This window comes from Pseudomonas viridiflava, assembly GCF_900184295.1.
GTDB lineage: Bacteria > Pseudomonadota > Gammaproteobacteria > Pseudomonadales > Pseudomonadaceae > Aquipseudomonas > Aquipseudomonas viridiflava.
In genome coordinates, this window is the sequence record NZ_LT855380.1 from 4250177 (window position 1) to 4274134 (window position 23958).

Genomic DNA, 23958 nt, shown 5'->3' on the forward strand with positions numbered 1-23958 from the left:
CGACATCAAACCTCCAGCAGGCGTCTGACGCGCTCAAGGTCTTCGGGGGTGTCAACACCGGCAGGCGGCGCCTCGCGGGCATCGGCGACATGGATGCGCACACCATTCCACAGCGCACGCAGTTGCTCAAGGTTCTCAGTGTTCTCGAGCATGCACGGCCCCCAGTTGACGAAGTCATGCAGGAAGCCGGCGCGATAGGCGTAGATACCGATATGACGGCGGAAAGGCACGCCCGCGGGCAACTCGTCGCGGTTGGCGGCCAGTGCATCGCGCGCCCACGGCAACGGAGCGCGACTGAACGTCAGCGCCAGGCCATTGATGTCCGAAGACACCTTGACCACGTTCGGATTGAACAACGCTGCCACATCGTCGATCGGCTCGGCCAGCGTCGAAATACCGGCTTCAGGATGTGCAGCCAGATTGCTGGCCACCTGATCGATTACCGCTGGCGGAATCATAGGCTCGTCGCCCTGGACGTTGACCACGATCGCATCCGCCGTCAGACCCAGTTGCGCAGCAACTTCAGCCAGGCGGTCAGTGCCGGAATTATGGTCATCGCGGGTCATCAGCACTTCAGCGCCGAACGCCTGACAGGCTTCGAAGATTCGCACGTCGTCGGTAGCAACCACCACGCGCTGTGCGCTGCTCTTGCGGGCCTGCTCCCAGACGAGCTGGACCATCGGCTTGCCCGCAATGACTTTCAGCGGCTTGCCCGGAAAACGGCTGGATCCGTAACGCGCAGGAATTACGACGGTGAAATCGGTGGTCATTTTTCCAGACGCTCATCGGCAGTCAGTGTGCGCGCTTCGCTTTCAAGCATCACCGGGATGCCGTCACGAACCGGATAGGCCAGACCTGCGCCCTTGCTGATCAGCTCGGTCTTGTCCGCGCTGAGCTTCAACGGACCTTTGCAGATCGGGCAGGCAAGGATATCGAGTAATTTGGTGTCCATAGGAGATCCTGAAGCAATCATGGGGAAAGACGTGACAGCTGTTCATCGAACCAACTGACAAACGCGTCGGAAGGCACCGCATCCACCGCCAGATACCACCAGTCATCTGCCGCGAAAGCACGGCATTTCACCGCATCTTTCTCGGTCATCACAAGCGGCAGGGATGGCGTGAAGGTCAGCGCCTGTGCGCTATAGACAGCGTGGTCAGCGAAAGGGTGCTGCACAGGCTGCCAGTGTAATCCTTCGAGGGTATTGAAGAAACGTTGCGGATTGCCGATTCCGGCGACCGCGTGCACAGCCTGGCCGGGTGGAAAATGGTCAACTGGCCGACGTTCGCCACTGCGCAGGTTGATCAGTGCGGCAGGCTTGAGCGTGAAGGCATAGCCATCCTCGCGATCTGACCGGGCACCGTTATAAAGCACCGCATCGACACTGTTCAGCCGTTCGGCAGGCTCGCGCAATGGCCCGGCCGGCAGACAGCGCCGATTACCCAGACCGCGCGCGGCATCGATCAATACCAGCTCCAGATCACGGGCCAGCCGGTAGTGCTGCAGACCATCGTCGGAAAGAATCAGATCCAGCGGCTCAGCAGCCAGCAACGCCTGGACGGCGCGACTGCGGTCTGGGTCGATCATCAGCGGCACGCCGCAACGCTGAACGATCAGCAGCGGCTCGTCGCCGACTTCACTGGCGGTGTGCTCGGGCAGGACTCGCCAAGGCAGGCTCGGCGGTTTGGCACCGTACCCCCGACTGACCACGCCGACCCGCAGACCACGCTGCTGACAATGCCTGATCATCCAGAGAATGAGCGGCGTCTTGCCAGTGCCGCCGACCGTAATGTTTCCAACCACAATGACCGGCACCGGCGCGCGATAGATATCGCCCTCGCCCGCGACAAAGCGCGCACGCTTGCCGTCCACTACCCGGCGATAGAGGCTTTCGAGAGGACGCAGCAGCGCCAGCGCAGGATGGCCGTTGTACCAGGCGTCAAGCAAACGGTCGGTGAATGCCATCAGTTAGCCTGTGTGGCCTCGACTGTGGTCATGCGCAGGTGACTGAAACCCAGCTTACCGGCAGCATCCATCGCAGTGATGACCGACTGATGAGGGGTCTTGCCATCGGCGCTGATGGACAGCGGCAGACTGGTGTCGCCAGCCGACTCACGTTGCAGCGCCTCGATCAGGGTGGCCAGATCGTTTTTTGGCAACAACTGGTTGTTCAGGGAAAAGATCCCATCGGCGTTGATAGCAATGTCCAGATGTTTGGCACTTGCGTCGACCTCAGGTGTGCCGGTGACCGCCTGCGGCAGATCGACCCGCAACTGGGTTTCACGGGTAAAGGTGGTGGTCACGATAAAGAACAGCAGCAGGATGAACACCACATCGATCAACGAAACGAGGTTGATGTCGATGTTCTCCCGCGGTCTGCGGCGACGAAACTTCACTTCTTCTTGCTCCCGCCTGCCTTGGCCAGGGACTTGAGGTCGACCTTGGCGTCGATCAGATCGACGTCACGGTCGCCCTGCACCACCTCAACCAGACGAATGGCCTGCTGCTCCATGCCGACCACCAGCTCATCGACACGGCTTTGCAGAAAACGGTGAAAAAAGATGGCCGGAATGGCCACGATCAGGCCCGACGCGGTACAGATCAGCGCCTTGGAAATACCGCCCGCGAGAACACCGGCGTTGGCCGTGGCTCCAGAGCTGTTGAAAGATCCGAAGATATCGATCATGCCCAGCACGGTGCCCAACAAACCCAGCAACGGCGCCATCGCAGCAATCGAACCCAGCGCACTCAGGTAACGCTCCAGGTCATGAATGACCCGCGCTGCGGCTTCCTCGATGCATTCTTTCATGATCTCGCGACCATGCCTGGAGTTGGCCAGGCCTGCCGCAAGGATTTCCCCCAGAGGCGAATCGGCGCGCAGTTGCTTGAGCTTCTCTTTATCGAGTTTCTGATCCTGAATCCACTGCCAGACCTGACCCAGCAAGTGCGGCGGTGTGATACGGCTGGCGCGCAGCGTCCAGAGCCGTTCGATGATGATGCCGGCAGCGGCGATGGAACTCAAAATGATCGGCAACATCATCCAGCCGCCAGATTTGACCAGTTCCCACACAGTGACCACTCCCTTGAAAAATTGGCGCCACTCTATCATAGGGTCGCCGGGTGCCGTCGATATCCGTGGATTCAGTCACGCCAGAAACGTCGCTGCGCGCGCTGTGCCTCAGGGCTGCCGTAAGTACCCAGTTGCAAACGGATGGCACCCAGCTCGGCACTGTCGTAGCTGGCGATACCGTTCCATTTATAACGCGCCATGACCAGCGGGTGTGGGTGGCCGAACGCATTATTGCGTCCGCGGGAAATCAGCACACCTTTCGGCATGACCGCTCTCAGAAACGGTTTAGAGGACGAGGACCGACTGCCGTGATGAGGTGCCTGAAGCCACTGGGCGCGCAGGTCGAATCCACTGTCGATGGCCGCCTGTTCGGCCTCGGCATCGACATCGCCGGTCAGCAACAATCGCTCGCCACCGGCGTCGACACTCAGCATGCAGGACCCTGCATTGCCTTCGGGTGCCTGCTCCCAGATCCAGGTCGAAAACACCACGCCATCCCATTCCCACTGCTCACCGTTTTCACAACGAAGTGCCCCGAGTGCAGGCGGAAGGCGCTCGATATCTCCGCCCAGCACACGCCCGACCGTAAACGCCTTGTGGACTGCCGGTGCACCTCCGGCATGATCGGAATCGGCGTGACTGAGCAGCATCACGTCCAGATGCCGTACCCCACTCTTGCGAATGGCCGGCACGACCACCCGCTGACCGATATCGAACTCACCGAAACGTGGCCCGGCGTCATACAGCAGCGTGTGGTGCCGGGTGCGCAGCAGAATTGACAGCCCCTGCCCGACATCCAGTTGCAGAACGTCAACCTGTCCGGCAGGCACCGACTTGAGTGGTGGAAACACGCACAGCAACAGCAGCGGCCAGCCCAGAGGCCGCATCGGCACACCTCTGGGCAGCAGGAGCAGCAACGCGCCCAGCAGACTCAGGACCAGAGTCCAGGCCGGCGTGGTACTGGGCAGCCAGGCAGGCACGAGGTCCGCCATCCAGCCCAGAAACACGAACAGCCCTTCCAGCGCTCCACCGGCCAGCCACAACAGACCCTCGCCCACGATCGGAACGGGCAATAACAGCGTGCCAATCAATGCGGCAGGCAGAACGATCACGCTGACCCAGGGCACAGCCAGCAGATTGGCGAGCGGACCGCTGATACTGATCGGCAGGTTCAACATCATCAGGATCGGCAGCAGGCCGACGGCAATCAGCCACTGGGCTCTCGTCCAGCTCTGCACCCAGCTCCAGGCACCGAGGCGGCCGCTAAAGATCAGGATCAGAATCCCGACTGCCGAGAACGACAGCCAGAACCCCGGCTGCAGACTCACCAGCGGCTCGAACACCAGGACGGCGTTGAGCGACAGCAATAAAGGCCAAGTCATGCCCAGATGCCGAAAGCGCAAACGCCAGAGCAGAACCAGCCCCACCATCACACAGGCACGGCGCACCGGCACGTCGAACCCGGCCAGCAACCCATAACCCAGCGCCGACGCGAACGCCAGACCGCACGCCCAGGGCAGCCACGGCAGAGTCCGCGGCCACAGTCCCCAGCGCGCCAGCAGGCCCACCAGCGCATAAATCACGCCAGCCAAGAGGCTGATGTGCTGTCCGGAGATCACCAGCAAATGCACAGTGCCGGTGTCCTGCAGCACTTGCCAGTCAGTGGTCGACAAGCCCGAGCCATCCCCCAGCACCAGCGCCGCCAGACCGCCTTCGCGCCCCTGCGCGTCGACGGCCAGCAGCCGTTGGCGAATGGCATCGCGCCAGGCGGCACGCGCCGGTGCCAGCAACTGACCGTCCACCACGGTGCCGGTCGCGCCGATACGCTGGGCCAGTAACCAGGCCTCGTAATCGAACGCTTCGGGATTGACCAGCCCGCCCGGCCGCTTGAGCTTTACCGCCAACCGCCATCGCTCACCGCTGCGCACTTCAGGACCGCCATACCAGGCAATGCGCATCAGCCGGGGTAATTTCGCCCGTCGTGATACACCATCCGCGAGCTCGAAACGCATCACACCTTCAGCCGCACTCGGCAACCCGACCACCTTGCCTTGCAGCCACAACGTCTGACCATCGAGCCGGGACAGCAATCGATCATCCAGCGCCGATTGCGCCGAGACGCAAGCCCACGTCAAGCCGAACAGAAAGAAGGCCAGCGGATAAGTGCGAAACGGCAGCAGCATCAACGCCACGGCGGGCATCAGCAGCAACAGCCAGGTATCGGGCAAGGCAGGCAGGAAGCGCAGGGCCAAAAGGCCGAGCGCGAGCGCGATCATCCCTGTGCGCATGGGAGCTCCTTAAGGGGTGAAACCTCAAGGATGCAGTCGGTTTTAGAAAGATGCTGGAATTGAGTATTGCGAAGTTTAAAACTGAGCAGCTAACTGCTGAGAATGAAGCTGAACGTGCGAGCAGTCTCAAGTCCTGCCGTAAATTCGGAAATGTCCTGCATTTTTCTTATCTACGGCCTGTTAGCGTGCATCCAATCACCAAGTCCAACTGCAGATCGGAATACATGGATGCCTTCGCCTGATTATCGTTTCAGCCTAACCATCAAGGATTCACCGGCCACATTCCAAGTTCTTGCTTTCGATGGTGTGGAGGGTATTAGCAAACCCTAAACTTTCACCGTGGAACTGGTCAGTGAACAGGCCAACATCAACCTGGATAATCTGCTGAATAGGCAGGCATTCCTGGCTTTCGGTGATCGCGGACTAGGTATCCACGGACAGATTTATCGTATGGCCCAGACCGCTGACACCTGAATAAAAGACAAAGCGCTCCCCTGCTGATTGAAAAATAATCCGCTGCTCAGCATAAACTCATCACATAGCGTCAAGCGAGCAAGAACGTTCTGTGATTTTTTGCGCGGAGCAACACAATGAGCCCTAATATTGCTGGCACACCGGAGAAAAAAACTGTTTTCAAAAAACGATTATTTGGCACCATTGCCATTGCCCACAGGTAAAACACCAGTCGACTCGCCAAACATTATCTGGCAAAAAAATGAAGCCTTTCTGGATATCGGTTGTTACAACGTGGGGTCGGCAGTAATGGTGATATGGCCAATGCTGATAATGTTTACCATTATGGGCTATTACTCATGGAATGACGATGAGTGGCCTATATTCATATTTTGCGCAAGTCTCATCATTGGCATCCCCACCCTGATGCTACTCCACGGTCTGCTGCGCCCTACTCCTCCCCCCATCCGCTTCAATCGCCAGCGCCGAGAGGTATGTGTGCCTCGCGATGATAACCACTACTGGATAGTGCCATGGGAATCAGTGATCGCCGCTGCCACTCAGCACTCAAGCATCAGTCAGGGGGGCCGCGTCTCTCAAGGCCTACTATTTATCGGGTTTGAAAATCCTGAATCGCAGGTGGAAGAAAAGGACAGGTATTTCACCATGGGCTTCAATTGCGGCGGAGGTGAAACCGCCATGGCGCTTTGGGAGTGCGTTCGCAGTTATATGGAAATCGGGCCAGATGCCATTCCAGCATGTCGTGTTGGATCAGCGCCCTATGAGGAAACACAAATCGGCTCAATCATGACCAGTTTACGCAAGGGCGATTTGCTGGATGTCATGCACGGCGTGTTTTTCATCGCCATACTGGGCACTTATCTGGCCGAAAAGCTGCAGGATATGAAGCTTTGTCCTGCGCCCGATCTGATACATCCCGATATTATCGAATGGTCCAGACCGCTACCACCTGAACAGTGGGCAAAGCGCTCCCCTGATCTGGAAGCGGCATTGGCGATACATGATCTGAAGCCGGGTTGATAAATAATCCGCGACGCCAAGCGTCGAGGTTCAACACTGCAGTACCTACTGGTGCATACCACTTCCGTTCACTCGCAACCATGTGCAACCGAAATACGGCTAGAAATTTGGGGCATCATATTGAACACATACGAAGTCAGGTTGAAGCAACAGCAGCTATCCGATAGGTAATCCGTTGCTCAGCAAATAAAACGAGAGAACAAGAGCACTCTATATTTTTTGCGCGGAGCAAAACAATGAACCCTCGCCCTCACGGCACTTCCCAAAAAAAACCATTCTCGAAAAACGATTATTTAGCACCACTGCCCTTGCCAACAGGTAGAACGCCGGTCGACTCGCTCAACATCATCTGGCAAAAAAATGAAGTCTTTCTGGATATCGGTTGTTACAACGTGGGGTCGGCAGTGATGGTGATATGGCCCATGACCCTCATGTTCCTAAGTCTCGCCTACGGTTTAAAAGATTCAGACTTGCTCTGGCTAGGCGGAATCATCATTGGCATCCCCACCCTGATGCTACTCCACGGTCTGCTGCGCCCTACTCCTCCTCCCGTCCGCTTCAATCGTCAGCGCCGAGAAGTCTGTGTGCCTCGCGATGATAACCACTACTGGATAGTGCCATGGGAATCAGTGATCGCCGCTGCCACTCAGCACTCAAGCATCAGTCAGGGGGGCCGCGTCTCTCAAGGCCTACTATTTATCGGGTTTGAAAATCCTGAATCGCAGGTGGAAGAAAAGGACAGGTATTTCACCATGGGCTTCAATTGCGGCGGAGGTGAAACCGCCATGGCGCTTTGGGAGTGCGTTCGCGGTTATATGGAAATCGGGCCAGATGCCATTCCAGCATGTCGTGTTGGATCAGCGCCCTATGAGGAAACACAAATCGGCTCAATCATGACCAGTTTGCGCAAGGGCGATTTGCTGGATGTCATGCACGGCGTGTTTTTCATCTCCATACTGGGCACTTATCTGGCCGAAAAGCTGCAGAATATGAAGCTTTGTCCTGCGCCCGATCTGATACATCCCGATATCATCGACTGGTCCAGACCGCTACCACCTGAACGATGGGCAAAGCGCTCCCCTGATTTGGAAGCGGCATTGGCGATACATGATCTGAAGTCGGGTTGATAAATAATCCGCGACGCCAGGCGTCGCGGGTCAACACTAAAGCACCTACTGACGCATACCACGCCCGCTCACCAGCAACCGTGCGCAACCGAAGTACAGCACGAAGGTGGCGACGATCATGAACGCCAGGGCGATGCTGATCTTGATGTCGGAAACACCGAGGATGCCGTAACGGAAGGCGTTGACCATGTGCAGGACAGGGTTGGCCAGCGACACGGTCTGCCAGAACGGCGGCAGCAGGTTGATTGAGTAAAACACGCCACCGAGGTAGGTCAACGGCGTCAGCACGAAGGTCGGGATGATCGAGATGTCGTCGAAGTTGCGTGCGAAGACAGCGTTGATGAAGCCCAGCAGCGAGAAGATGGTTGCGGTCAGTACGACCACCACGATGGTCACGCCGAGGTGGTGAACCTGCAGGTCGGTGAAGAACATCGACAGCATGGTCACGATGAAACCCACCATAAGACCGCGCAGCACGCCGCCCAACGTGTAACCGACCAGAATGGTGTGCGGTGATACCGGCGACACCATCAGTTCTTCGATCGAGTGCTGGAACTTGGCACCGAAGAAGCTCGAGACCACGTTGCCGTAGGAGTTGGTGATCACCGACATCATGATCAGCCCCGGCACGATGTACTGCATGTAGGTGAAGCCGCCCATGTCACCGATCTGGCGACCGATCAGGTTACCGAAGATGACGAAGTACAGGACCATGGTGATCGCAGGCGGCAGCAGGGTCTGCGGCCAGATCCGCATGAAACGGTGTACTTCACGGAACACGATGGTTTTCAGGGCAACCAGATTGGGGCGCAGCTCGCCGGTCTGAGCAGTCATAGCGCCACCTTCGCCAGGTTTTTTTCCACCAGAGACACGAACAACTCCTCAAGGCGATTGGATTTATTGCGCAGGCTCAGCACTTCAATGTTCTGTGCAGCCAGTTGGCTGAACAGCGCGGTGATGCCCACGTTCTTGTCGACCTGCACTTCCAGCGTATGGCTGTCGAGCAGACGGCTGGGGAAGCCCGGCAACTGTGGCGCGGTCTGCCAGGTCGCCTTGAGGTCGAGCAGGAACGTCTCGACGGTCAGGGTGCTGAGCAGTTGCTTCATGCTGGTGTTCTGCACAATCGTGCCGTGGTCGATGATGCCGATGTTGCGGCACAGCTGCTCGGCCTCTTCCAGATAGTGCGTGGTCAGGATGATGGTGATGCCCTTGCGGTTCAGTTCGGTCAGGAACGTCCACATGGAGCGGCGCAATTCGATGTCCACACCGGCAGTCGGCTCGTCGAGGATCAGCAGGCGCGGCTCGTGAATCAGCGCACGGGCTATCATCAGACGACGCTTCATGCCGCCGGACAGCGAACGCGAAGGCACGTCGCGCTTGTCCCACAGACCCAGCTGGGTCAGGTACTGCTCGGCGCGTTCCTTGGCGATCTTCGCCGGAATGCCGTAGTAGCCAGCCTGGGTCACGACGATGTCGAAGGTTTTCTCGAACTGGTTGAAATTGAATTCCTGCGGCACGACACCGATGCAGCGTTTGAGCGCAGCAGGCTCGCGGTCCAGGTCATGGCCGAAGATGTTCACCGTGCCGCTGGTCTTGTTGACCAGCGTCGAGATGATGCCGATGGTGGTGGATTTGCCAGCGCCGTTGGGGCCGAGCAAGGCGAAGAAATCACCTTCGGCGACGTCCAGGTCGATACCACTCAGGGCCTGGAAACCGTTGCCGTAGGTTTTGGTTAGCTGCCGGATGGACAGAGCAGAAGACATATCGGAAAAGGTACCAAATCAGAATAGAAAGAAAGGGGTGGGCTGAAAGCAACTGAATGCGTCACTTCAGCCCGATCACGCAATGGTGCTTGGCCGGGCCATTCAAGTACAGACACATTTGTTAATAGTAAATATCGAAGTGCCAGAAGGCTTGCGGCGAAAAGCTGACAATCAGGTCAACGGACTCATGACGGCCTTGCGGTACGCCGGACGCGTCTTGAGGCGTTCATACCAGGCTTTGAGGTGAGGCAGCGGCGGACGTTCAATCGGCATTTCAAACCAGGCGTAGGCGAAGCAGCCCAGCGGGATGTCGCCCATGCCGAACGCCTGACCCGACAGGTAGGGCTGGCGGGACAAGGTTTCGTCTGCGACCAGCAGCAGGCTGTGAAGATGAGTGATGCCTTTGTTGATGGCGTTCCAGTCCTGCTTGTCAGCCGGCGTGCGCACTACGCCCCAGAATACCGGACTAAATGGCGCAGCGATGGTCGAAGTGGTCCAGTCCATCCATTTGTCTGCCAGGGCCCTGGCCTGCAGATCTGCGGGGTAAAGATCGGAATCCGGAGCATGACGGGCGGCCAGGTAACGCACGATAGCGTTGGATTCCCAGAGCACGAAATCGCCGTCTTCGATCATGGGTATACGGCCGTTGGGGTTCTTGCTGCGGTACGCCGCTTCATTGACCAGTCCGAACGCGCCACCGGCGTCCTGGGTCTCGTACGGCACGCCGACTTCTTCGGCAATCCAGAGTGCCTTGCGCACGTTGCTTGAATTCTTCCGACCCCATATCTTGAGCATTGCGTTCCCCTCGCAGTGGCTGTGAAAAACTGACTGCTCAGTCTACCCGATCCGCTGGCAACTTCCTTGTCAGGACAGGGTCACTATCGATGTCGCCCCACCACTGCCTGGCGACCAGTTCTTGAGCGTTGCGAACGCAGCGTTCATCACGGAGGAATACGTATGCTGCTGTTGTGGATTGTTGTGCTGGTCGTGGGCATTGCCTGGCTGGCGCACCGACGTACCGACCCGCTGCCCGCGCTGGGCGTAGTGGCGGTCTACCTGCTGGCGATGGGCATTTTCAGCCACGCTCCAGGCTGGCTGTTGACGATTTTCTGGATACTGTGGCTGGCGATCTTCATACCGATGATCCTGCCCGACCTGCGCCGCAAACACTTCACCGCGCCAATGTTCAGCTGGTTCAGGAAAGTCCTGCCACCGATGTCCGAAACCGAGCGTGACGCCATCGACGCGGGTACGGTCTGGTGGGATGGCGAACTGTTCAGCGGCCGTCCCGACTGGGACAAATTGCTCGCTTATCCGAAAGTCCAGCTGACTGAAGAAGAGCAGGCGTTCATCGACGGCCCGACCGAAGAATTGTGCGCGATGGTCAGCGACTGGGAAATCGGTCAGGCCATGGACCTGCCGCCGCAAGCCTGGGAGCACATCAAGCAGCACGGCTTCTTTGCGCTGATCATCCCGAAAGAATTCGGCGGCAAAGGCTTCTCGGCCTACGCCCATTCGCAGATCGCCATGAAACTGGCGACCCGCAGCGGCGACCTGGCTTCGACCGTGATGGTCCCCAATTCCCTCGGCCCTGCCGAACTGTTGCTCCATTACGGCACCGACGAACAGCGCAATCACTACCTGCCCCGCCTGGCGCGTGGCGATGACATCCCCTGCTTCGCCCTGACCGGCCCGCTGGCAGGTTCCGATGCGGGCGCGATGCCGGACACCGGCATTATCTGCAAGGGTGACTGGCAAGGCGAAGAAGTCATTGGTCTGCGCCTGACCTGGGAAAAGCGCTACATCACACTGGGTCCGGTCGCGACCCTGCTCGGCCTGGCGTTCAAGGCCTACGACCCCGAGCACCTGTTGGGCGAGGAAGAAGACCTGGGCATCAGTCTGGCGCTGATTCCGACCGACACACCGGGCGTCGAGATCGGTCGTCGTCACGTGCCACTGGGTGCCGCGTTCATGAACGGCCCCAATTCCGGCAAGGATGTGTTCATCCCGTTGAGCTACCTGATAGGCGGTCAGCCCATGCTGGGCAAGGGCTGGATGATGCTGATGAACTGCCTGTCGGTGGGTCGCTCGATCTCGCTGCCCGCAGTCGGCACTGGCGCGGCCAAATACACCAGTCTGGTGACCGGTCAGTACGCCAAGGTGCGAGAGCAGTTCAACGTACCTCTGTCGGCATTCGAAGGTATTCAGGAAGCGCTGGCGCGCATCGGTGGCAACGCCTGGCTGATGGACAGTGCGCGGATGCTCACCGCCAATGCCGTGGATCTGGGCGAAAAACCGTCGGTCCTGTCGGCGATCCTCAAATACCACCTGACCGAGCGCGGCCGCGAGTGCATCGGCCACGCCATGGACGTGCATGGCGGCAAGGGCATCATCATGGGCCCGAACAACTATCTGGGTCGCAACTGGCAAGGTGCGCCGATCTTCATCACCGTCGAGGGAGCCAACATTCTCTCGCGCAACCTGATGATCTTCGGTCAGGGCGCGATTCGCTGCCATCCGTTCGTGCTCAAGGAAATGGCATTGGCCGGGCGCACCGACCACGACAATGCACTGGCCGAGTTCGACACCCTGTTGCTCAAGCACATCGGCTTTGCGGTCAGCAATGCGGCCAGTACGTTGATTCTCAATCTGGGCTTCGGACACTTCGAGCGTGCGCCGGGCGACAGCCTGAGCCAAGGCTATTTCAGAGCGCTGAACCGTCAGGCCGCAGCCTTCGCCATGTTGGCGGACTTGAGCATGATGCTGCTGGGTGGCGAGCTGAAACGCCGCGAGCGCCTGTCGGCCCGCCTGGGCGATGTGCTCAGCCATCTGTATCTGGCTTCCGCGTCCCTCAAGCGTTACCACGATCTGGGTTCGCCGGACCATATGAGCCCGTTGTTCCGCTGGGCCATGGAAGAAAGCCTGGGACATTCGGAACGCGCGATGGACGAGATCCTGAGCAACTTCCCGAACCGCATCCTGGGTGGTCTGCTGCGGGTCATCGTCTTCCCGTTCGGCCGTCGCCACAAAGGCCCTTCGGACAGGCTCGACGCCGAAGTGGCTCAGGTACTGGGTCGTGCCAAGGGCGATCCGACGCTGGAAGAGCTGCTTGCAGGCTGCTACCGCCCGCAATCGGCCGAAGATCCGGTCGGCGCGCTGCAACATGCCAGCGACCTGCTGAGTGCCGCGTATCCGCTGCACAAGAAGCTGCAGGTTGCCGTCAAGGGCGGGCAGGTTCTGCCAGAAGCCGGCGAGCCGCTCATCGACGCCGCGTTGCGTCTCGGGGTGCTGCAGGCTGATGAGGCGCAGACGCTGAAAAACGCTGAAGCGGCGCGTCGCAAGGTGATAGACGTAGATGATTTCGACAAGGAAGAGCTGACGCACACACCGGGCAAGATCCGCTGATTGACCCGACCTGACCCTCGCAGGTCAGTTGATCCACAAAACAGGCGCGCAGAGCTTTATACTCTCGCGCCTGTTTTTGCATTTGAGGATTACATCATGGCCGACGCCACTCTCGACCACCATCTCGGTCTGCTTGCGCACCTGCGCAGTATTCTGGTCGCGCTGGGCGAGGCCGAGCAGGTTCCAGAAGAAAGCCATGCACTGTTCATGGAGCGCTTCGACGAACTGGTCGAGCAATTGCCGCAGGACCCTATCGAAAGCCAGTACCTGGGCCAGGACATTCTGTGTCAGGTCATCCAGCGCTACCCGCAGATCGCCCATCTGGTGCCGCGCGACCTGCTGTGGTTCTTTGCCGGTGACTGCCTGCACTTCATGCCCGACGATGAAATCGACCTGTATCAGGCCCTCGAAGAGCGCCGGTACGAAGCCGAGCAGAATGACGAACCGTTCGACTGGAATCAGGAGAAACAGCTGCTGGCGATGTCGACCCAGGGCAGCAAGCACTAACATGCTTTTCCAACGCGATGGTAAACACCGCCAATCGCGAATCCGCAGTCTGCGCCATTTGTGACGCAGAGCGTCACGCGCGGCATGCCCACGCTGGAGCGCTCATCGTTATGCACAAGCCATCTGGCTATCCGGAGAGACAGCGGCACTGACGTGTTTTTGTAGCCGCGATGGCATGGACACCGCAGATCGCGACGTGGGTGAAGGCTGAGTCCTGGCGCTGATTCGGGGGGCAATCGGCATGGATGCCGATTGAGCTGCACTGGGCCATGGATGGCCCATTTGCAGCGACCCCCGAATCAGTGTCAGGACGAAGGAACCCCGGCGAAGCCGGGGCCGGAACCGGAGCACGGGGGTTTGCGTACTTTGCCCCGTCAAAGTACGTCGCCGAGGGGCGAAAAGGTGACTTGAGCCATGCGCTCGGCTAACTGAATCCACAATCTGTGCCATTTGTGACGCGGAGCGTCACGGGAGGCATGCCCACGCGGAGCGATGGGCACGATCATCAGTGTTGTGCACGATCAGTGTGAGCGTCGTGCGCAAAGCGCGACACAGTCTCTCAACTGATCCCCGCCAACAGTTCTCGCGCCAGACGCTGATGCTCTTCGTCAGACTCGGCAATTACCTGCAACAGGATTTCACGGGCCGACTCGATATCCCCGTCGTCGATCAACACTTGAGCCTGATTGATCTGGCTCAACGGTGGCTCCTCCAGATCCAGCAGGTCGAAGTCCGAATCGTCACTCATGAAGCTGTCGAGGAAGTCATCACTCAAATCGTCTGCAGCGGACGGCGCAATCACTTCGATGGGTTCTACGGCATCCGAATCCGAGAAGTCGCTGAGGAATTGCTCGTCAGACAGCTCGAATACTTCCGGCAATTGATTCAGATCTGATGAAAACCCCGGATCTACTTCAGGCCGATCGGCGGGTTTGGTGCGGGCAGGCGGTGCGTCGAACGGATCAACCAGATCCCAGTCAGCGTCCATCGACAACTCGTCCAGATTCAGCTGGAATTCGTCTGACGGCTCGGGATTCAGCGCTGCTGCCGTGGTTTCATCCAACTGCGTGATGGCAGGCTGCTCCTGTTCTGAAACAGGATCGGGCGCAGCCGCAGCGTTGAACTCAGGCCCGCTCTTGGCCAGCGAAACAGCCCCGACAGCAGCGGCCGTCAACGCTGTGGAGGCAGCGAGTGCCTCACGCGTCTTGAGCTGCGGATAACGCTCACGAATGTCCTGAATGGCTTGCGGGGTCACGCCGTGGTTCAACGCCGACTGTTCCTCGGCAGCAAAACCGGTACTGTCGCCCTGCTCGGCCAGCAATTCGAGCAGCCTGATACGAATGTCTTCACGTTCCGGCTGTTTTTCAAGCGCATTGCGCAGGATGCCGATCGCTTCGCTGAAGCGCCCGTAGGCAATGTAGATGCTGACGCCGTCCAGCGCATCGGGGGCAGCGCCCGCCATGCGTTGTGAAGACGAGGCCTTGACCGCGGGTGCGGCGACAGGTGCGACCACCGGCTGTGGCGCGACCGCAGGCACTTCGAAGACCGGGAGAACCGCGGCCTGAGCAGGTTTGATCAGCGGCTCGTCAGGCGTAACGGCCGGGGTCACGCTCGGAGTGCGTTGCTGCCGTCTTCTGTTATAGGCAAATGCCAGGAGCAGCAGGATGATCAACAGACCGGCCAACAGCACTGGAATGCTGAGGAACGGTTCGCTGGGAGCCGACGCCACGACAGGCTGTTGAACAGGCACGACCGCCGGTGGCGGTGTCGACACCTTGCTGGCGCCGGACTGAGCCTGCACGAGATCGGTTCGAAGCGCGGTGATCTGCTTGTCCTTGCCAACCAGCTGGTCCTGCAGATCGGCGGTCTGCGCCTTGAGTTCTTCAAGCGCTTTGGTCAGTTGCTGGGTTTCGATGGCGGCCGTCGCCATCTGCTCGGCCGCCTCCCGGACTTCGGCAGGTTGAACGGATGGCGCTGCAGGACTGGCTGCCGAAGGGCTGGTTGTGGGCAGCACCGCCGAATCAGGCAGTAACAAGTCCTGCCCAGGCTTGAGGCCTGCCCCTTGGGCGAATACCTGAGGATTGAGCAGCCGTATGCCATCGGCCATCTGGGTGGTCGAGACCTTGCTGCCCTGGCCCTGAACACGGGCGGCAATGGCATTCAGGGTATCGCCGCTGACCACCTTGTAGTGTTTGCCTTTGACAGCGGCAGGCGGCGCGACCGGCATGCGCGACTCGGGAGCCGCCGACTGTGCTGTGCGCTGCGTATTGCGACTGCGGGTTGCCGCGACGCCTTCGGGCGACGTGGCAGGATCGAGCAGGACGGTGTATTCGTGCAGCAGATCGCCATTGGGGCGGGACAGCTGCACCAGAAAACTCAAGTAAGGTTCAGTGACCGGTTTGTGCGAAACCACCCGGATCACGCCGCGCCCACCGTTCAGAACAGGGGTGAAACGCAGATCGTTCAGGAAGAACACGCGCTCGACGCCTGCCTTGGCGAATGCCTCCGGCGAGGCCAGCCTGGCCACCACATCGTCAGAGCTCAGGCCATCGGTTTCCAATAGCGCAATTTCGGCATTCAACGGCTGATTGAGCGCCGAGTGCAGGGTTATTTCACCCAGCCCCAACGCGGACGCCAGCGACGAATAAACCAGCGTCGACGCTACGACAGACGCCGCCATCAGGCGCGCGTAAAAACCATGACCGACGGTGCGACCCGTACTCGCCTGAGAACTCTTCAGCATGCTAACCCTTATGGAAACCACAGCAGGCTTCTCACCTATCCCGATGAACTTCACTATCCGTGGCAAGAGTATGGGGGAGAACTCGCAGACTCGTCTCAGGATCTTTCGAGATTGGCCAGAATTCGCGAGTGCACGCGTACGCACACCCGCAGGTCTTCGTCATCCACACCCTCGAAGAGTTCGATCCGTAAAACATTGGCAATGGTTTCGATCTGTTCGATCAATGGCAGAGCAGTGTCGCACAGCACGATTTTCTTGGCCCGACGGTCCTCAAGCACTGCCTGACGCTGCACCAGTCCCTGGCCTTCAAGGCTGTCGAGCAATCGCGCAAGGGTCGGCCCTTCGACGCCAACACTCTGGGCCAGCTCACGCTGGGTGGGCGCCTCACCGAAGCGGGCAAGGTGCAGGAGCACCAGCCAGCGAGCCTGAGAAAGGCCCATACCGGCCAGACGACGATCCAGTTCGGCCCGCCAGCCACGGGAAATCTGTGCGAGTTGCATCCCGAAACGATGTTCATCAGTCAATGGCATAGAGCACTCGTGATCAAAACTAACTATTAGCGAGCTAAGCATGCTCCTTGCAATCAGGCAAGCACCCCACCGTGGCGTCTCGTCGCAGGTTCCTACATCTCGAATTCGGATTGCAGGGCGGCGCGCACGCAATACAGCACACCTTCGGGAACACGCCCAGTGAATTGTTCGATCACTGAAGAAACCGGAGGCAGTTCACCTTCCCCATCCAGGAACGCATCCTGAATCTCGCCCAGCAAGTCTTCGGGCAGATCCAGTGCCTGTTCGACGGACAATTGCTGTTTGCCGATGGCTTCGGCCAGCAGGGTGTAGACATTCTTTTCCGAGCACTGCAACTGGCCGGCAATCTGCGCCGGTGTCATGCCAGCGTGCGCCAGACTGATCAGTTCATGACGCAGGTCGGTGACCACCCGTGGCGCTTCGGCCTTGCCGCTGAGCACTTCCAGAAACGCCTCGCCGTAGCGCTCCAGCTTGCGCGCGCCGACGCCACCGACCTTGGCCATTTCAGCCATAGAACCGGGTTTGCTGCGCAGCATTTCCAGCAGGGTCGAATCCGGGAAGATGACGTAAGGCGGTACCGCGTGCTCTTCGGCCAGCTTGCGGCGCAGCGTGCGCAGGGCCTCCCACTGCTCGCGCTCCTCGCCTCGCACCAGTTGACTGGCCGGGCTGCCGGAATGGCTCTTGGCGGTGGTCTGCGGCTTGAGATCACGACGCAGTTCCAGCGTGACTTCGCCGCGCAGCAGCGGACGGCAGGTGTCACTCAGACGCAGTCCGCCATAGCCTTCCAGATCGATGTCCGCCAGACCCCGCGCGACCAGTTGCCGGAACAACGAGCGCCATTCACCCTCGGAGCGTGCCTTGCCGATGCCGAACACCGACAGGTGCTGATGGCCGAAGCTTTCGACCTTGTCATTGGACTTGCCGAGCAGGACGTCCACCAGGTGCCCCACGCCATAGCGCTGGCCGGTGCGATAAATGGCCGAAAGCGCCTGACGCGCAGGCTCGGTAGCGTCCCAGGTCTGCACGCCATCGACACAGTTGTCGCAATGGCCGCAGGGGTTGGGCATGTCTTCATCGAAATAGGCGAGCAACGTCTGGCGACGGCAGCGGGTTTCTTCGCACAGCGCCAGCATCGCATCGAGCTTGTGGTGTTCGAGCCGCTTGTGTCGCTCATCACCTTCGGAGTTCTGCAGCATCTGCTTGAGCATCAGCACGTCCTGCAGACCGTAGGCCATCCAGGCATCCGCAGGCAGACCGTCACGCCCTGCCCGGCCGGTTTCCTGGTAGTAGGCTTCCAGCGACTTGGGCAGGTCCATGTGTGCGACGAAACGGACGTTGGGCTTGTCGATTCCCATGCCGAACGCGATGGTCGCGACCATAATCAGGCCTTCTTCATTAAGGAAGCGCTTCTGATTGGCGGCACGGGTTTCGGAAGGCAGCCCTGCGTGATACGGCAGCGCCGGGTAGCCGTTGTCGCTGAGGAACACCGCGACCTCGTCGACTTTCTTGCGTGACAGGCAATAGACGATCCCTGCATCGCTGCGACGCTCGGACAGAAACGCCAGCAATTGCTTGCGTGGCGATTCCTTGGGCACGATGCGATAGAAGATGTTGGGGCGGTCGAAACTGGACAGAAACCGTTCGGCATTCTGCAGGTGCAGACGCGTGACGATTTCTTCACGTGTCCGCTTGTCGGCGGTGGCCGTCAGGGCGATGCGCGGCACATTGGGAAACAGTTCGGCCAGTTGACCCAGTTGCAGGTATTCCGGGCGGAAGTCATGTCCCCATTGAGAAACACAGTGCGCTTCATCGATGGCGAACAGTGCGATATCGAGGTTTTGCAGAAAGGACAGCATGCGCGGTTGAACGAGGCGCTCCGGTGCCAGGTAAAGCATTTTGACTTCGCCCTGACGAATCCGGTTGGCCAGGTCGCGCTGCTGTTCGGCACTGAGTGTGGAGTTGAGCGCAGCGGCAGAAACACCCAGTTCTTCGAGGGTCGCCACCTGATCGTCCATCAGTGCGATAAGCGGCGAAACCACCACACACAGGCCGTCTCGCAACAAGCCGGGAACCTGGAAACACAGGGACTTGCCGCCGCCGGTCGGCATCAGCACCAGTGCATCGCCGCCGTTGGCTACACGTTCGATAATGGCACCCTGGCGACCACGGAAGCTGTCATAGCCGAAGATGTCTTTAAGTACGCGTTGTGCCTGTTCGAGCATAAAAACCCCAGATTGTCCTGCTGCACTGCAAAACGGGGGAGTATACCCGAGCGCTCACAGGCAATGGATGACTGGGACATGAGTGGTCGAAATTAACTGCAATGGGCCGCCGCGCTGGCGCCACAGGCGCTCAGGGCCTAGAATTCAGCATCGTTTATTTCCAAGGTAGTGCGTCCATGTCCTTCGCTGAGCAACTAACCCGCCTGCAAGTCTTCCTCGATGCAGATGAACTGCACGAAGAAGCACTGGACTACGTGGCCGCTCATGGCTACCTGACCGCCCTTTCTATCTGTTCCGAACAAGTGCCGGAGCGCGAGTGGATCGATGCTCTGTTCTCCGAGCCGCCACACTACGCAAGCGACGCTCAGCAGGTAGAGATCGAAGCCACTCTGATTGCATTGCAGGCCCATATCGCCCGCCAGCTGGCGTCGGACGAAGAGTTCGAACTGCCGTGCGATCTGGATCTGGGCGACGACCCGGATGATTCGGATCTGCGCGGCTGGTGCATCGGCTTCATGGAAGGCGTGTTCCTGCGTGAAAATGCGTGGTTCGAAAGCGCCGAAGACGAAGTCAGCGAAATGCTGCTGCCGATCATGGTCGGTTCGGGTCTGTTCGACGAGCAACCGGAGTTCTCCGATATCGCTCAGGACGCCAACCTGATGGACGACATGATCGTGCAGATTCCGGAAGCCCTCACGGCGCTGTACCTGCTGTGCCAGGCTCCGGACGAGAAACCGGCAATTCTCAAACCCCGTCACCACTGAGTCCGCGCCTATGGCGCAGGAGTCAGCGCGCACCAGCCGTCACCGGCCGGTGCGCTATATTCTGCTGGCCATCGGCTGGCTGAGCGTTGCGCTGGGCGTTGTCGGGATTGTGCTTCCAGTGCTGCCCACAACGCCTTTTCTGCTATTGGCTGCCGCGTGTTTCGCTCGCAGCTCCCCTCGTTTCTATCACTGGCTGGTCAATCACAAGCGGCTCGGCCCGTGGATCAAGGACTACCTTGAAGGCCGCGGCATTCCTCTCAAGGGCAAGGTCTACGCGATTGGCACGATGTGGGCCAGCATCAGCCTGTCCTGCTACCTCGTTCCCCTGCCGTGGGCTCGTGGCTTCATGCTGGTCAGTGCAGTGCTGGTGACGGTTTATATCCTCAGGCAGAAGACATTGCGCAGGCATTGAAGTCCTGTGGTGATTGTGTGGAAGACCCACCATGCCTTCAACGTCGCGCTGTCACGCAGCAAACACTGGACGTGGGGGACTTGTCCGCGAATACTGTGGTTCAGCCGATAAATATTCGTTGGATGTGCAGCCCTTTTCGCGGACAAGTCCGCTCCCACGAAGTTTGCTGCGCGGCAGCAATATATCGAAAACGTAGTGCCCCCACAGTCAGGTGTTTGCCATAGGCAGTCGCTAAACCACATCCACCTTCAACGAATGATCCCCCAGCATGCCGTTGATGATGGTTGCAGTGTCTGCACCTCCGGCAATCCAGCCACCGGCTCCCGGGGTGACTCCGAATTGCGCGGCGAGGTCGACGCCTTCAAGCTCGATGCTCTGGCTCGGATGACCCGCATCCATGCCCACTTCAAGGGTCGAAACCGGTTGTGTGCCGACACCGTCGACCCGGACATGCAGGAAATCCTCCAGTGTTTCAGCCTTCGCACCCATGCCCTGCAATAGATGTGACAGGTCGAGGCTATCAATACCGACGTTGAAATCAGTCACCCGATCATGGCCTGTGTCGCCCGCCAGCCACATGAACCGATCCTGCCCTTCACCGCCTGTCAGCACGTCGTCGCCCGGCCCGCCGATCAGCACATCGTTGCCGTTGCCGCCGTTCAGGCAATCATGACCTCCCGCTGCAAGCAGCACGTCGTCGCCATCCGCGCCGAGCAACAAAGGGCCATGTTGGTAATCAATGCTGACCGCCGCAGCGTCCTGACCGCCATGCGCGTCCTGGATGGAGTAGCTGCCCTGATAACCTGGGGTGGTATTAACCTGACTGTAGTCGATGCTCAGGCCCAATTGGTAATCCATCCCCTCATTGGGCACGCCCGGATCGGGCTGGTGGATCAGAATCAGCCGATAGACGCTGTCCTCACTGGCAGTGAACGAACCGTCCGCCGCCAGACTGTGGAATTCGCCATCGTCCATCTGCCATGCCAGTCCGACCTGATCGGAAAGCTGCCGGGTATCGACCGTCAGCTTTTCACCCGCCTTCAGCTCAACGCTGTACAGGTCCTGATGATTGAAGGTGTCACCCTGCCAGGCACCCAGATAGCCGCTGAGCAGTACGGTGGCCGTCGCTGCATGAGTGACGTGAAAGTCGGAGCGCTGCAGGTCCTTGATCCGGTTTTCCAGTACATCTTCCTGTCCGCAGAACCGGATCGTGGCCAGCCGTGGCGAAGAGAAGTCTGAAGTGGCATCCCGCCAGCCCGTGTGGAACACGGTGGGCGTCGAGCTCAGTGGATCACCGCTGGGCGAATGATCGTTGGCCAGCAACGCAGCGGCGGGCACGTCGATGCTCGGGGCTAGGATGTTGGTAATGATGTGATCGGCAACGGCTTCGGGCGCTGACGTCGGTGCGCAGGGCCGCACATGAATCGACAACGTTGCGCCCGCCAGATCCCCGTCATGGTCACTGAGCACGTAACCGATGTTTTCCGTAACAGGCGTCCGCGAACTGCCCGGCGTGTAACTGAACGCACCGCTCTCCATGTTCACCACCAGGGTGCCGCCCGCCTGGGTGGTCAGGGTCAGCGTGCGGACGGCGCTGTCGAAGTGGGCCTGCCCCGCACTACCGCTCATACTGCCCTGCCCGCTTCGGTCATAGGTGTAGGCCAGCCCATCGACCATCAGTACCTTGACGAAGCCACCGTCGGCACCGAATGTGCCGCCCGCAAGCAGGCTGCCCTCTGTGCTGCCCTGAACCGTGCCACTGAGCACGGCGTTCAGTTCACGCGGCTCCAGAACGATGACCGAGCGCATGTCGGTGCCGGACTGTCCATCGTGTGCGATAGGGTCCAGGTACGTCTGGCTGACGTCGTTGCCGATACCGATGGCGAACGACTTGATGCCGTGAGCATCGAGAAAGGCCGTCCAGATCGCCTGTTCCCCGGCATCGATGCCGTCGCCCTGGCTCGGGTCGGGCTGGTGGTTGGGTTCGGAATGTTCGGGGGACAGCGTAGGGTTGCCGTCCGACAGAAAGTACGCCAGATTCTGCGCGCCCGTCAGACTGCCAGCGCTGAGAAACCCATGCTGTGCAGCCGCCAGTGCTGCGTCGTAGTTGGTCCCGTTGCCAGCCTCCAGTGCATTGATGATGTCCCGGGCAGTCGCCACGTCGACCCAGACTGAACCGGGCAGGTCGGCCTGGCTGTTGAAAGTCACAATCTGCACCCGAACCTCGCCCATGGCGGCGTACTGATCGAGCAACTGGTTGATTGCCTGTTTGGCCAGGTCCAGCCGTGACAGGCCATCGACGCCGCTCGCGCCCTTCATGCTGTCGGAGTTGTCGATGATCAGCAGCAGGTTCGAGTCTTGCGGCACGGGCGTTACCGTCAGTGCAATGTCGGTGGCGAGCGGCTGGTCATCGACAATGACGATGTCCAGCTGTCCAGTGCCCACGTCTCCATCGTGATCGACGGCCACTACCTCAATGGTCTCACCCAGCGTATTGGCACCCTCGCCGTCCGGATGTGCCAGAGGGTTGAGCAAGGTATAGCTGTAACTGACCTGGTAACTGACCGGGTCGTAGCCCGTGATGCTCAGGCTGTTGCCCAGCGCAGTCAGCACAGGCTGGGAGAAGTCCATGACAACGCCCGCCCTGACGATCTCTACGCCGCCGACCACCAGACTCTGCAGACCGTCAGGCGCCCTGACGATGAAGCTGCCGGTCTGGGTCAGCGCCGCCGGATCAGGCGCCGAGCCGCCGCATAGGTTGGCTTCGTGAAGCGTCAGTTCGCTGCCCGATACGCTGACGCAGTGATCGACCGGGGGCTCAACGGGCGGTTCGACCGGTGGCTCTATGGGCGGCTCTGTGGGCGGCAACGGGGGTTCGATTACAGGCGGTTCAGTGATAGGCGGTTCTGTAACAGGTGGCTCTGTAACAGGCTGTTCTATAACGGGTGGCTCGGTGACCGGCGGCTCGACGAAGGGCGGCTCAGGAGCAGGTGCAATTACGTCATCAGGCAGGGCTGGGGCATCCCCACCGCCACGTGCAAAGACGTCTCGCCCTTCAGGAAAGATCGGTGTCATCACCAACCCCTCGGTGTAAAAGCCGACCACCGGCAGAACCTCGCCTCCGGTTTCGCTGAGCATGACGACCGTGTGCCCTCCACCGCCTGCATTGGCTTCAGACTCACTCGAAGACCCGTGATCATCGGCGGTCACGATGCCGAGTGTCGGGGTCAGCGGGTCTAGGGTCTCGACGTGCGGCGCCTGATCGTCGAGCACGGCCGCATCAAGCAGCACGCGACTGTCACGACCCAGGGTCAGCTCTCGACCGTTCTCCAGCCGGATAGCGACACCCCCGTCAGACCCGGCCTGCACCTGTTCGCCGATGAACACCCTATCGCCGACGACCAGTAGCCTCTTCGAACCGTTGCCCGCCACTGCAAACACATCGCCCGAGACTCTCCACACTGTTCCGATGACGCTCACCATAGGCTTCTCCACTGTCGTAATGATCAGCGCTGTCACTGCCTGGCAACACGTTCGACTTCGGTACGCGTGTAACGCCTCGGTGCTGAAAAATAATAATCGCCAAAATATCGACATCCCTCGCGCTTGAGGCTCTCAGGGCTGAAAACTGTC

General features: G+C 59.6%; 18 protein-coding genes and 1 pseudogene. 6 read left to right on the plus strand and 13 right to left on the minus strand.

Features of this window, described 5'->3' with window-relative positions; genetic code table 11:
• Nucleotides 1-5: 5 nt before the first annotated feature.
• The 6 genes from kdsB to CFBP1590_RS19025 are packed head-to-tail and all read right to left on the minus strand — an operon-like array spanning nucleotide 6 to nucleotide 5358.
• Nucleotides 6-770: a 3-deoxy-manno-octulosonate cytidylyltransferase gene (gene kdsB, locus CFBP1590_RS19000; protein WP_088235733.1), complete on the minus strand. Its 765-nt coding sequence runs from the start codon at nucleotides 768-770 to the stop codon at nucleotides 6-8.
• Complete coding sequence (locus CFBP1590_RS19005) at nucleotides 767-952, minus strand: Trm112 family protein (protein ID WP_004884599.1); 186 nt, start codon at nucleotides 950-952, stop codon at nucleotides 767-769. The genes kdsB and CFBP1590_RS19005 overlap by 4 nt, the downstream gene beginning before the upstream one ends.
• A 17-nt stretch (nucleotides 953-969) precedes the next feature.
• Entirely contained in the window at nucleotides 970-1965 is a 996-nt protein-coding gene (lpxK, locus tag CFBP1590_RS19010) for a tetraacyldisaccharide 4'-kinase (protein ID WP_088235734.1), read from the minus strand.
• Entirely contained in the window at nucleotides 1965-2396 is a 432-nt protein-coding gene (gene pocB, locus CFBP1590_RS19015; RefSeq protein ID WP_004884601.1) for a flagellar polar localization protein PocB, read from the minus strand. The genes lpxK and pocB overlap by 1 nt, the downstream gene beginning before the upstream one ends.
• The gene (pocA, locus tag CFBP1590_RS19020; RefSeq protein ID WP_074454496.1) at nucleotides 2393-3109 is read right to left on the minus strand and encodes a flagellar polar localization protein PocA; all 717 of its coding nucleotides are present in this window, start codon (nucleotides 3107-3109) and stop codon (nucleotides 2393-2395) included. The genes pocB and pocA overlap by 4 nt, the downstream gene beginning before the upstream one ends.
• A 32-nt stretch (nucleotides 3110-3141) precedes the next feature.
• Nucleotides 3142-5358 (minus strand): DNA internalization-related competence protein ComEC/Rec2, encoded by a 2217-nt coding sequence (locus CFBP1590_RS19025; RefSeq protein WP_088235735.1) that lies wholly within the window; start codon nucleotides 5356-5358, stop codon nucleotides 3142-3144.
• Nucleotides 5359-5948: 590 nt separating this feature from the next.
• Between CFBP1590_RS19025 and CFBP1590_RS19030 the strand changes: the two are divergent.
• Both CFBP1590_RS19030 and CFBP1590_RS19035 read left to right on the plus strand, forming a co-directional pair.
• Nucleotides 5949-6852, plus strand: a pseudogene (locus tag CFBP1590_RS19030) (DUF6708 domain-containing protein).
• A 236-nt stretch (nucleotides 6853-7088) separates the two neighbouring features.
• Nucleotides 7089-7979 carry a DUF6708 domain-containing protein gene (locus tag CFBP1590_RS19035; RefSeq protein ID WP_088235737.1) on the plus strand — a complete coding sequence of 297 codons (891 nt, stop codon included), beginning with the start codon at nucleotides 7089-7091 and terminating at the stop codon, nucleotides 7977-7979.
• A 45-nt stretch (nucleotides 7980-8024) separates the two neighbouring features.
• Here the strand turns inward: CFBP1590_RS19035 and CFBP1590_RS19040 are convergent, their stop codons facing one another.
• From CFBP1590_RS19040 to CFBP1590_RS19050, 3 genes are all read right to left on the minus strand, one after another.
• Nucleotides 8025-8813, minus strand: coding sequence for an ABC transporter permease (locus tag CFBP1590_RS19040; protein WP_004884611.1), 789 nt, complete (start codon nucleotides 8811-8813; stop codon nucleotides 8025-8027).
• Nucleotides 8810-9742, minus strand: a complete 933-nt coding sequence (locus CFBP1590_RS19045) for an ABC transporter ATP-binding protein (RefSeq protein WP_004884614.1) — start codon at nucleotides 9740-9742, stop codon at nucleotides 8810-8812. Before CFBP1590_RS19045 ends, CFBP1590_RS19040 begins: the two co-directional genes overlap by 4 nt.
• A 171-nt stretch (nucleotides 9743-9913) precedes the next feature.
• On the minus strand, nucleotides 9914-10537 hold the full coding sequence (locus CFBP1590_RS19050) for a glutathione S-transferase (RefSeq protein WP_088235738.1): 624 nt from the start codon (nucleotides 10535-10537) through the stop codon (nucleotides 9914-9916).
• Nucleotides 10538-10699: 162 nt separating this feature from the next.
• On the opposite strand from CFBP1590_RS19050, the gene CFBP1590_RS19055 reads away from it, so the two are divergent.
• Together CFBP1590_RS19055 and CFBP1590_RS19060 are read left to right on the plus strand one after the other, a co-directional pair.
• On the plus strand, nucleotides 10700-13147 hold the full coding sequence (locus CFBP1590_RS19055; protein WP_088235739.1) for an acyl-CoA dehydrogenase: 2448 nt from the start codon (nucleotides 10700-10702) through the stop codon (nucleotides 13145-13147).
• A 96-nt stretch (nucleotides 13148-13243) separates the two neighbouring features.
• Nucleotides 13244-13654, plus strand: a complete 411-nt coding sequence (locus CFBP1590_RS19060) for a PA2817 family protein (protein WP_029241573.1) — start codon at nucleotides 13244-13246, stop codon at nucleotides 13652-13654.
• Between the two features lie 559 nt (nucleotides 13655-14213).
• Here the strand turns inward: CFBP1590_RS19060 and CFBP1590_RS19065 are convergent.
• From CFBP1590_RS19065 to recQ, 3 genes are all read right to left on the minus strand, one after another.
• Nucleotides 14214-16397, minus strand: a complete 2184-nt coding sequence (locus tag CFBP1590_RS19065; protein ID WP_088235740.1) for a motility hub landmark protein FimV — start codon at nucleotides 16395-16397, stop codon at nucleotides 14214-14216.
• Between the two features lie 95 nt (nucleotides 16398-16492).
• Nucleotides 16493-16927, minus strand: a complete 435-nt coding sequence (locus tag CFBP1590_RS19070; protein ID WP_029241577.1) for a MarR family transcriptional regulator — start codon at nucleotides 16925-16927, stop codon at nucleotides 16493-16495.
• Between the two features lie 92 nt (nucleotides 16928-17019).
• Entirely contained in the window at nucleotides 17020-19149 is a 2130-nt protein-coding gene (gene recQ, locus CFBP1590_RS19075; RefSeq protein WP_088235741.1) for a DNA helicase RecQ, read from the minus strand.
• A gap of 176 nt (nucleotides 19150-19325) precedes the next feature.
• On the opposite strand from recQ, the gene CFBP1590_RS19080 reads away from it, so the two are divergent.
• Nucleotides 19326-19913 (plus strand): UPF0149 family protein, encoded by a 588-nt coding sequence (locus tag CFBP1590_RS19080; protein WP_088236438.1) that lies wholly within the window; start codon nucleotides 19326-19328, stop codon nucleotides 19911-19913.
• Nucleotides 19914-19923: 10 nt separating this feature from the next.
• Complete coding sequence (locus CFBP1590_RS19085; RefSeq protein WP_029241579.1) at nucleotides 19924-20325, plus strand: YbaN family protein; 402 nt, start codon at nucleotides 19924-19926, stop codon at nucleotides 20323-20325.
• A 231-nt stretch (nucleotides 20326-20556) separates the two neighbouring features.
• Here CFBP1590_RS19085 and CFBP1590_RS19090 read toward each other — a convergent pair whose 3' ends face one another.
• On the minus strand, nucleotides 20557-23808 hold the full coding sequence (locus CFBP1590_RS19090) for a retention module-containing protein (RefSeq protein ID WP_088235742.1): 3252 nt from the start codon (nucleotides 23806-23808) through the stop codon (nucleotides 20557-20559).
• Nucleotides 23809-23958: the final 150 nt, after the last annotated feature.